This window comes from uncultured Gemella sp. (assembly GCF_963525875.1).
Lineage (GTDB): Bacteria > Bacillota > Bacilli > Staphylococcales > Gemellaceae > Gemella.
In genome coordinates this window covers 22,769-38,098 of record NZ_CAURMG010000006.1, presented here as the reverse complement: position 1 = coordinate 38,098, position 15,330 = coordinate 22,769, and the positions used below count along the sequence as shown (strand labels likewise).

Genomic DNA, 15,330 nt, shown 5'->3' with positions numbered 1-15,330 from the left:
ATTTATGGAGTTATTTGAAAAAGAAAGACGTGGAATATATGTCTATTTTAAAAGTTTTAAAGATTTAAATAAATTAGAAAAATATGGGAACTTTATTTCTTATTCTAAAAGAGGACGATATGCGTGTATCTATGTTGATGAAAACAGAATAGATAGTATTGTTGCAGATCTTAAGAAAAAGAAATTTGTAAAAAAAATAGAGTTATCTGGAATGTCAGACTTACATTTAAGTTTTGAACATTTAGATTCAAGTCTACAAACTAAGCAATAATAGAAATAAGGGACTTACACCAAAGTCCTAAATTTAAAAAAAGTGTATATGATAATTCATAGACGTAGTGGTTTATAGATATCTAAATTCGCCTCATAAAAGCTTTTTAGATATCTAATAAACTTTGCGGGGGTGACTCGACAAAATCTTGTTTCTACGAAATCACGATTTTTGGGTCACTCCCTTATTTTAAAGAAGTATTTAAAATAATGATACTTGGTGGCGAGGATAAATGAGAGTTATAGCAGGAAAATATAGATCTATAAAATTAAATGCAGTTGAAGGGATGAATACAAGACCTACAACGGATAAGATTAAAGAAAACTTATTTAATATGATAGATTGCTATGATTGTAAAGTGCTGGATCTTTTTGGAGGAACTGGAGGCTTAGGCATAGAAGCCTTAAGCCGTGGAGCAAACCATGCTACTTTTATAGATGGTAGTAATAATGCAATAAAAGTTATTAAAAGTAATATAGAAAAATGCAGAATAGATACATCAAATTATTCACTGTATAGAAATGATTTTAAGCGTGCATTGAAAATCTTTGGTAAAAAGGAAGAAAAATTCGATATTATCTTCTTAGATCCTCCGTATGATAAAGGATTAATAGATGATGCAATAAAGAATATTATTGATAACCAGTTGTGTAATGAAGGAACTTTGATTATTTGTGAGAAAAGTAATACTGAAGAAATTACTTTTCAAAATAAGAATATTGAGGTTATAAAAGAAAAGCAGTATGGAATAACAGACATAGTAATTTTTGAATATATGGAGAAATAAAATGAAAAGAAAAATAGCGATTGTACCGGGTAGCTTTGATCCTATTACTTATGGGCACATTGATATTATTAAAAGAAGTGCTGAGTTATTTGATGAAGTAATAGTAGCTATTCTAGTTAATCCTGACAAAAAATATTTATTTTCACTTGAAGAAAGAGTGGAGATGATTAACGAAACAATTGAGGACATTTCAAATGTTAAAGTCGACTCATTTTCAGGTTTATTAGTGAATTATGCAAAAAAAGTCGGATCAAATGTTATAGTAAGAGGATTGAGAGCCGTATCTGATTTTGAGTATGAGATGCAATTAACGTTTATGAATAAGGCACTGGATGAAAATATTGAAACTTTTTATATGATGGCAAATAAGCAGTACTCGTTTATTAGTTCTAGTATTGTAAAAGGTGTATCTGGTTTTGGTGCTGACTTATCTAAATTTGTTCCAAAGAGTGTGGAACAGCGCTTAGAAAAAAAGATGAAAGAGAGAGGATAAAAGTGAAAAAAGTCCTATTTACTGGAGGAGGTTCGGCAGGTCATGTTTCAGTGAATGTTGCGCTTATTCCAGAATTCAAAAAAAATGGATATGAAATTTCTTATATTGGTAGCAAAACTGGTATAGAAAAAGATATGATAGGTAAACTTTCAGATGTAAAGTATCATAAGATTAGCTCTGGGAAGTTACGAAGATACTTTTCTTGGGAAAATTTTATTGATCCATTTAAGGTTTTAAAAGGAATTATCGACTCATTAATCATATTAAAAAAAGAGAAGCCGAATTTTGTTTTTTCAAAAGGTGGATTTGTTAGTGTGCCAGTATGCGTGGCAGCGAAGCTACTTAAAATACCAGTTTTATTACATGAATCAGATTTGACACCAGGATTGGCAAATAAAATTAATATTAGATTTTGTAATCATATCTTTACAACTTTCGAGGATACTCAAAAGTATCTTCCAAAAGGAAAAGCTAGTTTAATAGGAGCGATAGTTCGTGATGATATTTATACCGGAGAAAGTCAAAAGGCCTTTGAATTGACTAGTTTTAATAATGACAAACCCGTTATACTTGTTATGGGAGGGTCATTAGGTTCAAAAATATTAAATGACTTTATTTGGAATAATATTGACGAACTTACTTCTAAATATCAAATTGTTCATCTTGTAGGTAAAGGGCTATTAAATAATAATATAGAAAAAGAAGGATATAAGCAATTCGAATTTTTATCTAAAGAGTTATTTGATATATTAAAAATTACAGACTTTGCGTTTTCAAGAGCTGGAGCAAATTCTCTATATGAATTTTTAGCATTGGACTTACCACCTATTTTAGTACCATTAGGAACTAATCAAAGTAGGGGAGATCAAATTGAAAATGCTAGATTTTTCGAAAAAAATGGTTTTGCAAAAGTTGTTACAGAAGAAGAGTTACCAACACTGTTAGTTGCACAAATTAATGAGTTTTATGATAGCATAGATACTTACAAAAATTCAATGAAAATTTATAAAGAAGAGAAACGCGTCATAAACGATGTAAATGATTTTTATAATAAGATTCTTGAGAAAATTGGAGGTGTAAACTAGTATGAGACGATTAAGTGTATTTACTTATTTAAAAATATTAGTTTTTGTTGCACTAGCTATTGTTGCAATAAAGTTTCCAAACAATGACTTTGATAGAGTGTTAGCTGATTTAATTGAAATAAAGCTATTAGCTCAAATAGCCAAAGTAGTTTCACTTGTTTTTAATGATAAATTATTGCTATTAATAATGATATTATTGTCAGCATTTTTAGTATGGATTAAAGAAGTTAAGAAAGCTGTATTTATTTTCTTTAGCGCAGGTCTTGGAGGTTTCTTTTTAACAGTATTAAAATACAGTATACAAAGGGTTAGACCATTACCGGAAATTCATGATGGATATAGTTTTCCTAGTGGTCATTCTACTTTTGTTGCATTATTTTTCTTAGCATTAATTTTTGTAATAAATAAAAAGGAAATATTAACAGTTCTAGCAACCTTTGCAATTATTGCAGTACCAATTTCGAGAATGGTTTTAGGAGCACATTTTCTAAGTGATGTAACAGCAGGGCTATTACTTGGAAGTATTATAGTAGACTTTATGAAAGTATACTATTCAAATATCTATATTATTATAATGAGGTTATTAGGAAAAAAATATGAACAAATTGAAAAATAAAGAAGGGATAATTGCCATTTTTATAGCAATAATTCACTTTACATTATGGTATTATTTTGCTTATGTAAAATTTGATGTAAATAATGTTAAATCATATAAGTATATTTTAGGATTACCTGAGTGGTTTTTCTATAGCTCGGTAGCAGTAAGTATTATTATAATTATATTAGTAATAGTATGTACGAATCTTTTACTTAACGATGAAATAAAAGAGGAGGAAAAATAATGGCAAATACGTTAGACTATAAAATATTATTGTTATTTGTAGCAATTTTCTTAGCGATTATTTTATTACCATTGATTACAAATCGTTTAAGTAGAACAGAAAATCATGGAGGATTTTTTGAAAAATACTATTTAGCAGATAGAAATGTTAGTGGAATAGTACTTGCGATTACATTAATGTCTACATATGGTTCGGCTTCTACATTTTTAGGAGGGCCAGGAGTTGCCTATAAATTAGGTTATGGTTGGGTACTCCTAGCGGTAATTCAAGTAATTACTGGGTATTTTGTATTACTTGTTTTAGCGAAAAAATTTAAAAGTGCTGCACAAAAAATAAACGCAATAACAATTAGTGATTACTTAAGAACAAGATACCAATCGAAATTAGTTGCTTATCTATCTACTCTGGCTATGATAGTCTTCTTAATTGCTGCTATGAGTGCTCAGTGGGTTGGAGGAGCAAAATTATTAAAAGCATTTATGGGAATTGAATATAAAACAGGAATATTTCTTATTTCAATAATAATAATTTTTTGTGTTGTGTTCGGAGGATTAAAAAATATTTTAATAACAGATATGATTCAAGGCTTAATAATGATTTTTTCTACTATAATTTTACTTTATGCTATTATAAATTATGGTGGTGGTATTGATCAAATAACAGCCAATTTAATCAATATCAATGAGAAAATATTAACGCCGTTTGGAGCAAATGGAAGTTTAACACCAAGTTATGTTAGTTCATTTTGGGTTCTAGTTGGAGTTGGGGTAATAGGTATTCCTCAGATTGCTATTAACTCAATGTTGTATAAAAATAAGAGAAGTTTAAAACAATCCATAATTGTTGGAACTATAGTAATATTTATAGTTATGTTCGGAGTACATTTGATAGGGGTTATGGCTAGAGGAGTATTTCCTGATATTACAGACTATGATTCTGTAATACCTATAATCACATTGAAAGTACTGCCGTGGTATTTAGCGGCTTTAGTCTTAGCTGCTCCAATGGCTGCTATAATAACAACAGTTAATGCTCAATTTTTACTAATTTCATCGGCATTAATAAAAGATTTACTATTTAATAGCAAAGTAGTTAAAGAAAAAATTACAGGAAGAAAAGTTCCAATATTTGTATATGGTGTAAATATCTTGGTAATAGTATTAATTATGCTTTTAAGTATGAGACCACCTAGTTTAATAGTTAATGTTAACTTATTTGCTTTTGGTGGATTAGAGGCAACATTCTTATGGCCAATATTATTAGGGTTATATTGGAAAAAAGCAGAGAAATATGGAGCAATCAGTTCAATATTATTAGGTTTAATAAGTTATATACTTATTAAAACAGTATATGTAATTAAGTTTATAGAACCTGTTGTAATTTCTCTATCAATTTCATTTATTGTTTTTGTAATAGTTTCTTATATAATGAATAAAAAACATTTGAAAAAATAGTTATATTGTAATAAAATAAACATGTAAAGAGTAAGGAGGAACAAAAAATGTCAAAAAAAGTTATAGTAAAACACACAGATGCTGAAAAATTCACTGTTAGTAATATGCTTACAGTAGGAAAGGAATATGAGGTTGTTAATGAAACTGAAGAATATATCTTCGTAGTGGATAACAGTGGAAAAGTTGGTGGTTATTATCACGAATACTTTGAAGAAGTAAAATAATTTTAGAGGCAAAAAAATGAAAAAAAATACTATAAAGAATACAGTCTTAGTTGTATTATTTATAATACTAGCCCCATTAATTCTTATAGGAGTAACTACTTTAGGGAATTCACTTGGTGGTAAGTCAAAAGATAAAGTAGTCCAAACTACAGAACAAGCAGCTAAAGTTCCAGAAGAGACAAAAGCGGAGAGTAATAATAATATCCCGAAAGCTAATGAAACAAAAGTAACTGATGAAAATACTACTAAGAAAGAGAAGACAAACAACAAATCAGAAAAAACTGAAACTGAGGGTGTTGTGAGTGTTACACCTGTAGCGGGTCAAGACTATATTGTTAAGTCTGGTGATTCATTATTTACAATTGCATCAATTGCTTATGGAGAAGCCAATTCTCAAAGTGGTGTTGAAAAAATAAAAGAGGCTAATAATATTAGTAATAATAATATAGCAGCTGGACAAAAACTTCAAATACCAAAAATTTAATAAAAAGAAATCATCTCATTAAGTTTTGAGATGATTTCTTTTTATTTAAAATGCTTTACGTTTTGAAAAAATTGAATAAATTATACTAATAACTAATCCAACAATTACTATTGCAATTGCTACATAAAATGCATCCGTAAAGTCACCGTTGTGTTTTGCTGCAATGCCTGCAGCGTATTTTGGAGCAAAAAATGCAGCAGTTGAGAATCCTATAAATACAATTCCATAGTTCACACCTTGGTTAATAGGGCCAAATGTTTTCATTACTAATGGTGCAAATACTCCCATTGTTCCCCCGAAACACAAACCAAGAAGAACAAGTCCAACTGTTAGTCCAAGAGTAGTTCTTATATTAACTAAAATTAGTAAAGAAATAGCAATTACAGAGTAAATAGCAATAAGAGTTTTTTCATGACCTATTTTATCTGATACAATTCCCCAAACAATACGTCCAAAACAATTCGATAATGCATAAATACTAACGAATGTTGCAGCAACAGATGCCGTTAATCCGAACATTGATTGACTAATTACAGAAGCATTAGATGCAACCATCAGCCCTGAAAATGCACCAATTGCAAACATTGATATTATAAAGTAAAATGAAAGACTTCTTAACATTTGTTTCCAATTTTTGTTTACAGCTTCTTGCTTAATTTCAGCAATAGGTTGAACCCATCCTTCTGGTTGATAATTTGCAGGTGCAACTCTTATGAAGAAAAAAGCAATTATAATAATTATTAGATATGCTGTTCCTAAATATATAAACGCTTTATGCACTCCAAAATTAGCTATAAGACTATGAGCTATTGGAGCAGCTATTACACTAGCTCCTCCCATAGCACCTGTTATTAGACCGGCAGCTAATCCTCTTTTATCTGGGAAAAATCTAAGAGCATTACTTATACATCCAGAATAAGCAAATGCTTGACCAACACCAGAAAGCACTCCGTAGCTAAAGTAAAGCATTCCTTTTGAAGAAGCAAAACCTGTAAGTATAAATCCAGTTGCAAATAATATTCCACCTAAGATTATAGAAATATTTGCTTTTCCTTTGTCTGTGATAAATCCTCCAAGAATTGTAGGTATTGGAGCAATTGCTGCGTTAATAGTAAATGCAAGCATAACATCAGGCATACTCCATCCTTTTGAAATGCTCAGAGGTTTTGCAAAAACACTAAAAGAATATAGTGATCCTGCACATAACAAAATTGCCATTGAGGCGAATAAGACAGTCCATCTTGTATTATTTTTCATTTAATCATCCTTTCAAAAAAATATTTATGTAAACTCATATGTTAACATTAAAAATTCGGCTAATCAATAGATTAGTCGAATTTTTAATGAAATGTAATATTATTAATTATTATTCAAATCATTATTTAGTACTTCTAATTTTTTTATTAATATGTCAATTTGTTCATCTGAAAGACTCAAACTTAATCTAATATATTCTTCTCCACCTTTACCAAAAACATGCCCCGGCATTGTTACTATTCTATATTTTTTTAATAAAAGTTCAAAGAAACTTTGGCTTTTAAATCCAGGTTTTACTTTTAACCAAATGAAAATTCCTCCTTCAGGTTTAAAATAGGAATATCCTAGTTCATCAAGTTTAGTAGTAATTTTATCTATTCTTTTAGAATATGTTTCTTTTATATGACTAGTTAAATGTTTGTGATTTTTTAATGCTGTAATTACTACATCTTGAACGGCACCGTAAATATTTGCATGGAATATTGTATTATATTCCTTTAGACCACGAATTATTTCTTTATTACCTACTGCAAAACCGATTCTTAGACCCGAAATTGAAAAATTCTTAGAAAATGAGAAAAATTCAATTCCTACTTCTTTTGCTCCTTTAGTTTGCATAAATGCAGGAGAGCAGCCTTCTTTATAATAGAAGTCAGAATATGCATGATCTTGAAGCACTATTATATTATTTTCTTTTGCCCAATTAACCGTTCCTTCATAGAATTCTTTTGTTGCGACAGCACCAATAGGATTAGATGGATAGTTAAGGAATATAAGCTTAGCATCTTTAACCACTTTTTCAGGAATATTAGAGTAATCAACTAAATAATTATTCTCTTGTTTTAATTCGATTTCTTCATATTTAGCCTGAGCTAAGGCTATTCCTTGAATATAGTCGGGGTAGCTCGGTACGGGTAATAATACTGTATCATTTGGATTCAATAGTACTGAAGGAATACTAGATAATCCAGATTTTGTCCCAAATACTAAAGCAATTTCTTCTTTAGGATCTGCGTCTATATTATAGTTTTCTTTAAGCCACTGTGAAATTTCATTCAATAACGTTACTTTTCCATCAAATGATCCATATCTCATATTCTCAGGCTTTCTAATAGCTACTTCTAATTCTTTAAGTAAAAGTTCAGGGGTATCAGAGTCTGGAACTCCGATACCCGCATTTAATAATGGATTACCATTTGAACTTTCCTCAGAGATTAATTTGAAAATAGGGTAGAATACATTTTCAGGAATATTTTTAATTGTATTTGATAATTCAATTTTCATAATTAATCACTTCCTTATTGATTATTTTCCAGGTTTATCAAATCCTTTGAAGTCTTTGTTGATGATTTCATCAAATTCCTTAGATTGAACGATTTCTACTAAATCTTTAGCGAATTGTTTGTCTTTATTTGCTGTAGTTACAACTACATTGTTACGGTTGTTTTCGTTCATTTTTTCTAAGATTAATGCTTTTGTTAAATCAAATTTAGCTGCAAGAGCAAAGTTACCAGGAACTGCTGCAAGAGTAGTACTACTTAATGATCTAGCAAGTTGACCAGCTTCTAATTCTGTGAATTTAAGTTTTTTAGGATTTTCTACTACATCATTTTTTGTGATTTTTAGTACATCAGTATTAGGTTTAATTTTGATTAAATCAGCAGCAGCTAATAAAGCATAGGCACGAGCAGCATTAGAAGGGTCGTTTGGAAGAGTTACTTCCGCACCTTCAGGTAAATCTTTAAGGTCTTTAACTTTATCAGAGTATAATCCCATTGGAGCAGTTGGAACTGGAGCAAGAGCTGTTAAATCCATTCCATTTTGTTCAGCAAATTTTTTCATGTAGATTTTGTGTTGGAATAAGTTTGCATCTAATTCACCGCTATTTAACGCTTTGTTAGGTTGGATGTAATCAGAGAATTCAGTAACTTTAACAGTGTAACCTTTTTTCTCAAGAAGTGGTTTAAGTCCTTTATTTACCATATCAGCATATGGTCCAGATGTAGCACCAATTTTTACTTCTTTTTTCTCTCCACTATTATTGTTTGAGCTTGTAGCACCACAAGCAGCTAATGTAATAGCTAAAAATGCTGTAAAGACAATTGTTAATATTTTTTTTAGTTTGTTCATAAATATAAATCTCCTTTAAATTAATTTTTTTTGAATTTTTTTGAAATTGTATTTCCTATATATTGTGTAATTTGGACTAAGATAATTAAAAGAATTACTGTAATCCACATTATAAAGTTATCGAAACGATAATAACCATATCTGATAGCAAGGTCACCGATTCCACCACCACCAACAACACCAGCCATTGCAGAGAATGCAATTAGATTGATTAGTGTTAGTGTAATTGATTGGATGATACCGAACATTGCCTCGGGTATTAATACTTCTTTAACTATTAATTTCAGAGAAGCACCAGAAGCAACTGCCGATTCAATAACTCCGTAGTCTATTTCATTTAGAGAAGTATCAACTAGTCTTGTGAATAAAGGAATAGCAGCAACTGTAAGTGGTACGATTGCTCCAGTAGGACCAGTTGATTTTCCTAATAAAAATAGGGTAAATGGTATTAAGAATACCAAAAGAATAATAAATGGAATAGAACGAATTGTATTAACTAGAAAATCTACAGTTTTGTAAATAAATACATTTTTGAATAAGAGTCTATTACTTGTTAAAAATAATACAATACCTAAAAATAATCCAACGATTACAGTGATAATTATAGAAACACTTATCATGTATAATGAATCTCCAAATGATTTAATTAATTCAGGTTGTAGAGTTTTCCATTGTTCTACTAAACTTAGATTATTTTCCATATACATTCACCTCCACATCATTAACTTGATCAATTAAGTGATTTACAAATTTTTCTGTGTTATCAGGTTCACCAACTACTGAAAAAGTTAAACTTCCTAATTGTTTATTTTGAATGTATTCAATTCGGCCAGCAAGAATATTAGTAGTAACATTATATTTATTTGCTAAAGTCTGAATTAACGGTTCTTTGGTTGCCTCTCCTTTAAAGATAACCCTTATTACAGTCTCATTATTATAATGTTCAGCAAGATGTTCTTCAAAATCCTCATCATTGTGTAAATTGGCTATAAATTCTTGCATTAATTTTGTTTTTGGATTTGAGAAAATCTCATAAACGGAATTCAATTCAATAATTTCACCATTTTCCATAACTGCTACATTATCACAAATTTGTTTTATTACTTCCATTTCATGAGTAACTAGAATAATAGTAATTCCAAGTTTGCGATTAATTTCTTTTAATAGAGATAAAATTTGCTTAGTTGTAACAGGATCTAGCGCACTAGTTGCTTCATCACAAAGTAATAGTTTAGGATTATTAGCTAATGCTTTAGCAATACCAACACGTTGTTTTTGTCCACCAGAAAGTTGATTTGGATAAACATTCTTTTTATCAGAAAGTCCAACAAGTTCTAATAGTTCATCAATTCTTTTTGGAATATCTTTAGGCGGTACTTCACCGGCTTTTAGATTGAATGCAATATTCTCTCCTACAGTTTTTGAACTAAGTAGGTTGAATTGTTGGAAAATCATTCCGATTTTTTGTCTATAAGTACGTAATTCTTTTCTATTAAGCTTATTAACAACTTGATTATCAACTATTACTTCACCATCTGTTGGCGTTTCTAATAAGTTTAGACATCTAAGTAAGGTGCTTTTTCCGGCTCCTGAGTAACCAATAATTCCAAATATTTCCCCAGCTTTCACATGGAGATTAGTAGGTTTAAGTGCTTGAATTTCTTTACCTTTTTGATAAAAAGTTTTACTTACATTGTTAAGATTAATCATATATTTCTCCTTTCATAATAATAAAAAGGCGCACTTTAGCTTTTGCTAAAGGACGCCTTACCGTGTTACCACCTTTATTTGTACAATAATCACTTATTGTACCTTAATAAGTTACAAATATAACTTTTGCTATAACGGGCAAAACCGTAGTAAAAACTATATGCTCCGAGTCCATTTCTTTTACCTTAAACTATTCCCTTTCACCAAACGGGAACTCTCTATAAGTTAAGTATAAAATTCTACTCATCAATGCATTTAATTATTAATGAAACTATTCTATCATAAATATTCTGACAATGCAACATAAAAAACGAAAATTTAAAATAAAAATTTGAAATTAATGAAGAAATACAGATTCGATACAGAAAACTTTAATGACAAGATTATTAACATATAGAATAAGTTTATATGACTATTTTAATAATATCATGTTTCTTTTAGAATATAAGAATCATTAAAAGTTTGTTGCATTAAATCTTTTATGATATAATGTAATGTAACATTAGGAGGAATTATGTTTAAATTTTTTAAAAAAAATGAATTAGTGGGAAAAATTGAAAAACAAGAGTTGAAGAAAATTCCGACACACGTTGCTATTATAATGGATGGTAATGGGCGTTGGGCTAAAAAAAGAAATATGCCTAGAATAAAAGGTCATTATGAAGGAATGCAAACAGTAAAGAAAATTACTAAATATGCTTCAAAATTAGGAGTAAAGTATTTAACATTATATGCTTTTTCAACTGAAAACTGGGCTAGACCTAAAGAAGAGGTTAGTTATCTGATGGATCTACCAGAAAAAATGTTTACTAGTTTCATGCCAGAACTTATGGAAAATAATGTTAAAGTTGAAGTAATTGGTTTTATAGAAAAACTTCCGGAAAATACTAGAAAAGCTGTAAATGATGCAATAGAGCAAACTAAGAATAATACAGGATTAAAATTAATCTTTGCACTTAATTATGGTTCTAAAGATGAAATTTTAAGGGCTGTTAAGCAGATTGCTAGAGATGTTCAAGATAATAAATATAGTATAGAGGAAATTTCAGAGGAACATGTTAGTAGTAATTTATATACATCTGATACGCCTGATCCCGATTTATTAATCAGAACTTCTGGAGAACAAAGAATTTCAAACTTTTTACTTTGGCAAATTGCTTACAGTGAATTTTTATTTACTAAGGTAGCGTGGCCAGATTTTACAGAAGAGGAATTTTATAATGCTTTACTTGAATATCAAAGTAGAGATAGAAGGTTTGGAGGTTTAAATGAAGACTAGGGTAATAACAGCTGTAGTAGCGTTAATTGTTTTCTTACCATTATTATTTTTAGGTGGGGATTATTTTAAATTTACAACATTCGCATTAGGCGTAATGGCAATGTATGAAATTGTAAGGATGACATTTAAAGAAACTAACATTGTTATCCTAACGTTATCATCAACAGTAGGAGCATTATTATTTTTACATAAAGATATCTCAAGCCTGATGCAATACGCAATAGTGTATTTAGTATTAATAGTGATGCTAGCGACTATTGTATGTACAGGTCATAAGATTAAGATAGTTGAAATAGGTGTGATAATATTTGTTACAGCATATATATTTGTAGGATTTTATTGCTTATATATGTTAAGAAATTTTAGTTTATCTCACGTGGCTTACTTGTTACTTACAATTTGGTTTACAGATAGTTTTGCATATTTTGGGGGAATGAAGTTTGGGAAAAATAAACTTTCACCAAAGATAAGTCCCAATAAGTCTATTGAAGGCTCTGTAATTGGTAGTCTATCATCAATAGTAATAGCAATTTTATTTTTCAATACAACTAGCATATTTTCAAATTTACTTATTGCAATCATCGTAACTTTAATTGTTAGTGTTGTCGGTCAATTTGGTGATTTAATTGAATCAGCTTATAAGAGAGAATATCAAGTAAAAGACAGTAGTAACTTATTACCTGGGCATGGTGGTATTTTTGATAGATTTGACTCGGTTATTTTATCAGCACCATGTTTAATAATTTTACTAAATATATTTTAGAGGATAGAAAGGAGTAATAGATGCAAGGTATTATAGCATTTATATTAATATTTTTTGTAGTTGTAACTATACATGAATTTGGACACTTTATTGCTGCGAAAAGAGCAGGAATTTTATGTCAAGAATTTGCAATCGGAATGGGGCCTAAAATATTCCATAAAAAAATAGGAGAGACTAATTTTACAATCAGACTTCTTCCAGTTGGGGGATATGTTAAGATGCCAGATAATGTTTTTGATTTTAACAATGACGTGTCTGTTTATGATCTGAAAAAAGGAATGAAGGTTAGTTTAAAATTAGATGAAAATGATAAAGTTGAAAAAATCATTTTAGATAAAAGTAATGATATGGATTTACTTCCATTAGAGCTAAATGAGTTTGATCTTACTGAAAAACTTTTTGTAGAAGGTTTTGTGGGAGATAAAATAGAGAGTTATGAAGTTAAAAAAGACGCTTGTGTAGCATTTGGTGGAATGGAAGAACAAATAGCTCCAGTTGATAGAATGTTTTCATCGCACTCATGGGGGAAAAAATTCTGGACTTTATTTGCTGGTCCATTAATGAATTTTATATTAGCACTAGCAATTTTCCTAGGTATTTCAATGTATAGTGGTGTTCCTTCTAATAGCACACGTTTAGGTGAGCTTGCATCTAATTATCCAGCTTATTCATCAGGACTAAAACAAGGTGATGTAGTTGAACAGGTAAACGGTAAAAGTGTTAATACATGGAAAGAAATGACTAACGAGATAGTTAATTCTAATGGAGCTGAACTTACATTAAAAGTTTCTCGTGATGGTTCACAACAAGAAATTAAAGTTACACCAAAAGAAGAAGTGACAGTTGAAAAAGGTAAAGAAGTTAAAACTTATAAACTTGGTATAAGCCAAGCTTATGAAAAAAATTTAGCAGGTTCAATTAAAAGTGGATTTGAACAAACATTATTCTATGGAACTAGAATTTTTATGGGAATTATTAATCTATTTGTTTCATTATTTAGTGGAGGATTTAGTTTAAATCAACTTGGAGGACCGGTAGCGATTTATGAAGTGTCATCTGCTGCGGCACAAAGTGGATTAATAACGACATTAAGGTGGACAGGAATTCTGAGTGTAAACTTAGGTCTTATGAACTTAATTCCAATTCCAGTTCTTGATGGTGGTCGTATCATATTCGTAATTTATGAAGCAATCTTCAAGAAACCAATTAATAAAAAAGCTCAGTACTACTTAACTGTGGCATTTGGATTATTAATGGTTGCTTTAATGTTAGCAGTAACATGGAATGATATTCAAAGATTATTTGGAAAATAGAAAAATGTGAAGGGAGTGACTCAAAAATCGTGATTTTGTAGAGTCACTCCCGTATAGTTTATTAGATATCTAAAAAGCTTTTATAAAACGAATTTAGATATCATTAAACCACTGCGTTTATGAGTTCTCATATGAACTTTGTTACATTTTAGGACTTTTGGTCAGCCTCTTTATCAGGCTGTTGATAAATGAAAAATATGCATGGGGCAATAGCCTGTAAAAAAAGACGACTAATTAGTCGTCTTTTTTAATTAATTTATTTATTTTTTTATTTTTAAATTTTTTATATGAATCTTGAATAATTATAGTTAGGATTATCATTAAGTATAGTATAACAAAGGTTTTTATATGCTCTTGATTTATGTTTATATTTAATATGTTTTTTATATAAGAAAAGTATAGAATAGGAAAAATTACTAGACCTATTATATCATAATATTTAATATTCATGATTAAATCACAACATAAGATACATAGTTTAAGCTCATTATACTTTTACTTATATGATAATATACGTCAATACCTTTACCTTGCCAATATGCTTGTTGTATAGCTTGTTCAAATGCACTTGGACCACTGAAAGATTGAATTAATCCTAAAGCTCCTAATCCCCAACCATAAGGTCCTCCAATTAATCTACCCGTAATAAAACTAATTGTTGTACTTAAACCTTTAGATTTAGGTAGTGCATTATTATAAATTTCTTTTATACCCCAATTATTTATATATGCAACTTTTCTAGCTGGATAATAAGGTCCGTAAGCACGTAGAGCTGCTCTAAATTTAGCTTGACTGCTTATATTATTAATTTCAGGTTTCAATATTGATTTGATTAAACTATATTCTTCTTGTGTTATTTTTTTTTCTTTTAGTAATTGTTGAGCTTTAAGTAATTCATTTTCGACGTCAATCTTAGATAAATCTATTGTTGTTGTAAATGTATTATTTGCTTTTATATTTTTATTTTGTATATCTGTTTTAGCATTAGCAATATTAGAATTATTAATTAAAGTAGAGATAGGAGTAATTAATATTGCTAAAGATATAATTGAAGTAGCTATTTTAAATTTTTTGTTTTTCATAAGAATAACCTCCTTTATGAAATAAAACTTAAATATGTATTTGCAACTACATATTAATTTAATAAGTATATACTTAAATCTATCTTAAATATATCATGAAAGTTTGATGGAAACAATATGAAATTAATGATAATATATTTTCTAAAAAATACGATA

General features: G+C 29.3%; 18 protein-coding genes and 1 other annotated feature. Of the genes, 12 read left to right on the top strand and 6 right to left on the bottom strand.

Features of this window, described 5'->3' with window-relative positions; genetic code table 11:
- Positions 1 to 4 precede the first annotated feature (4 nt).
- The 9 genes from RWQ73_RS02075 (at position 5) to RWQ73_RS02035 (ending at position 5,640) form a co-directional block, all read left to right on the top strand.
- Positions 5 to 271 (top strand): DUF2129 domain-containing protein, encoded by a 267-nt coding sequence (locus RWQ73_RS02075; RefSeq protein WP_314085294.1) that lies wholly within the window; start codon positions 5 to 7, stop codon positions 269 to 271.
- A gap of 232 nt (positions 272 to 503) precedes the next feature.
- Positions 504 to 1,058, top strand: a complete 555-nt coding sequence (rsmD, locus tag RWQ73_RS02070) for a 16S rRNA (guanine(966)-N(2))-methyltransferase RsmD (RefSeq protein WP_314406476.1) — start codon at positions 504 to 506, stop codon at positions 1,056 to 1,058.
- Position 1,059: 1 nt separating this feature from the next.
- On the top strand, positions 1,060 to 1,551 hold the full coding sequence (gene coaD, locus RWQ73_RS02065; RefSeq protein WP_314406475.1) for a pantetheine-phosphate adenylyltransferase: 492 nt from the start codon (positions 1,060 to 1,062) through the stop codon (positions 1,549 to 1,551).
- 2 nt (positions 1,552 to 1,553) lie between these two features.
- On the top strand, positions 1,554 to 2,636 hold the full coding sequence (locus tag RWQ73_RS02060; protein WP_314406474.1) for an undecaprenyldiphospho-muramoylpentapeptide beta-N-acetylglucosaminyltransferase: 1,083 nt from the start codon (positions 1,554 to 1,556) through the stop codon (positions 2,634 to 2,636).
- Position 2,637: 1 nt separating this feature from the next.
- Positions 2,638 to 3,252: a phosphatase PAP2 family protein gene (locus RWQ73_RS02055; RefSeq protein ID WP_314406473.1), complete on the top strand. Its 615-nt coding sequence runs from the start codon at positions 2,638 to 2,640 to the stop codon at positions 3,250 to 3,252.
- Positions 3,233 to 3,478 (top strand): DUF997 family protein, encoded by a 246-nt coding sequence (locus RWQ73_RS02050; RefSeq protein ID WP_314406472.1) that lies wholly within the window; start codon positions 3,233 to 3,235, stop codon positions 3,476 to 3,478. Before RWQ73_RS02055 ends, RWQ73_RS02050 begins: the two co-directional genes overlap by 20 nt.
- A complete protein-coding gene (gene panF / locus RWQ73_RS02045) occupies positions 3,478 to 4,932 on the top strand; it encodes a sodium/pantothenate symporter (RefSeq protein WP_314406471.1) in 1,455 nt (484 codons plus the stop codon). Before RWQ73_RS02050 ends, panF begins: the two co-directional genes overlap by 1 nt.
- Positions 4,933 to 4,979: 47 nt before the next feature.
- On the top strand, positions 4,980 to 5,156 hold the full coding sequence (locus tag RWQ73_RS02040) for a DUF6501 family protein (RefSeq protein ID WP_314085307.1): 177 nt from the start codon (positions 4,980 to 4,982) through the stop codon (positions 5,154 to 5,156).
- 16 nt (positions 5,157 to 5,172) lie between these two features.
- Positions 5,173 to 5,640: a LysM peptidoglycan-binding domain-containing protein gene (locus RWQ73_RS02035; RefSeq protein WP_314406470.1), complete on the top strand. Its 468-nt coding sequence runs from the start codon at positions 5,173 to 5,175 to the stop codon at positions 5,638 to 5,640.
- Positions 5,641 to 5,685: 45 nt separating this feature from the next.
- Here RWQ73_RS02035 and RWQ73_RS02030 read toward each other — a convergent pair whose 3' ends face one another.
- From RWQ73_RS02030 to RWQ73_RS02010, 5 genes are all read right to left on the bottom strand, one after another.
- Positions 5,686 to 6,897 (bottom strand): OFA family MFS transporter, encoded by a 1,212-nt coding sequence (locus tag RWQ73_RS02030; protein WP_314406469.1) that lies wholly within the window; start codon positions 6,895 to 6,897, stop codon positions 5,686 to 5,688.
- A 102-nt stretch (positions 6,898 to 6,999) separates the two neighbouring features.
- Complete coding sequence (locus RWQ73_RS02025; RefSeq protein WP_314406468.1) at positions 7,000 to 8,181, bottom strand: aminotransferase class I/II-fold pyridoxal phosphate-dependent enzyme; 1,182 nt, start codon at positions 8,179 to 8,181, stop codon at positions 7,000 to 7,002.
- Between the two features lie 21 nt (positions 8,182 to 8,202).
- Positions 8,203 to 9,027, bottom strand: coding sequence for a MetQ/NlpA family ABC transporter substrate-binding protein (locus RWQ73_RS02020; protein WP_314406467.1), 825 nt, complete (start codon positions 9,025 to 9,027; stop codon positions 8,203 to 8,205).
- A gap of 20 nt (positions 9,028 to 9,047) precedes the next feature.
- On the bottom strand, positions 9,048 to 9,728 hold the full coding sequence (locus RWQ73_RS02015) for a methionine ABC transporter permease (protein ID WP_314406466.1): 681 nt from the start codon (positions 9,726 to 9,728) through the stop codon (positions 9,048 to 9,050).
- Positions 9,718 to 10,737 (bottom strand): methionine ABC transporter ATP-binding protein, encoded by a 1,020-nt coding sequence (locus tag RWQ73_RS02010; RefSeq protein ID WP_314406465.1) that lies wholly within the window; start codon positions 10,735 to 10,737, stop codon positions 9,718 to 9,720. Before RWQ73_RS02010 ends, RWQ73_RS02015 begins: the two co-directional genes overlap by 11 nt.
- A gap of 45 nt (positions 10,738 to 10,782) precedes the next feature.
- Positions 10,783 to 10,996 (bottom strand) — a binding site (T-box leader).
- 255 nt (positions 10,997 to 11,251) lie between these two features.
- Between RWQ73_RS02010 and RWQ73_RS02005 the strand changes: the two genes are divergently transcribed.
- From RWQ73_RS02005 to rseP, 3 genes are read left to right on the top strand one after another with little or no spacing between them, the layout of a single operon-like run.
- Positions 11,252 to 12,016 (top strand): isoprenyl transferase, encoded by a 765-nt coding sequence (locus RWQ73_RS02005; RefSeq protein ID WP_314406464.1) that lies wholly within the window; start codon positions 11,252 to 11,254, stop codon positions 12,014 to 12,016.
- Positions 12,006 to 12,779, top strand: a complete 774-nt coding sequence (locus RWQ73_RS02000; RefSeq protein WP_314406462.1) for a phosphatidate cytidylyltransferase — start codon at positions 12,006 to 12,008, stop codon at positions 12,777 to 12,779. The genes RWQ73_RS02005 and RWQ73_RS02000 overlap by 11 nt, the downstream gene beginning before the upstream one ends.
- Positions 12,780 to 12,799: 20 nt before the next feature.
- On the top strand, positions 12,800 to 14,092 hold the full coding sequence (gene rseP, locus RWQ73_RS01995; protein ID WP_314406461.1) for an RIP metalloprotease RseP: 1,293 nt from the start codon (positions 12,800 to 12,802) through the stop codon (positions 14,090 to 14,092).
- Between the two features lie 452 nt (positions 14,093 to 14,544).
- Here rseP and RWQ73_RS01990 read toward each other — a convergent pair whose 3' ends face one another.
- Entirely contained in the window at positions 14,545 to 15,174 is a 630-nt protein-coding gene (locus tag RWQ73_RS01990) for a hypothetical protein (RefSeq protein ID WP_314406460.1), read from the bottom strand.
- Between the last annotated feature and the right edge of the window lie 156 nt (positions 15,175 to 15,330).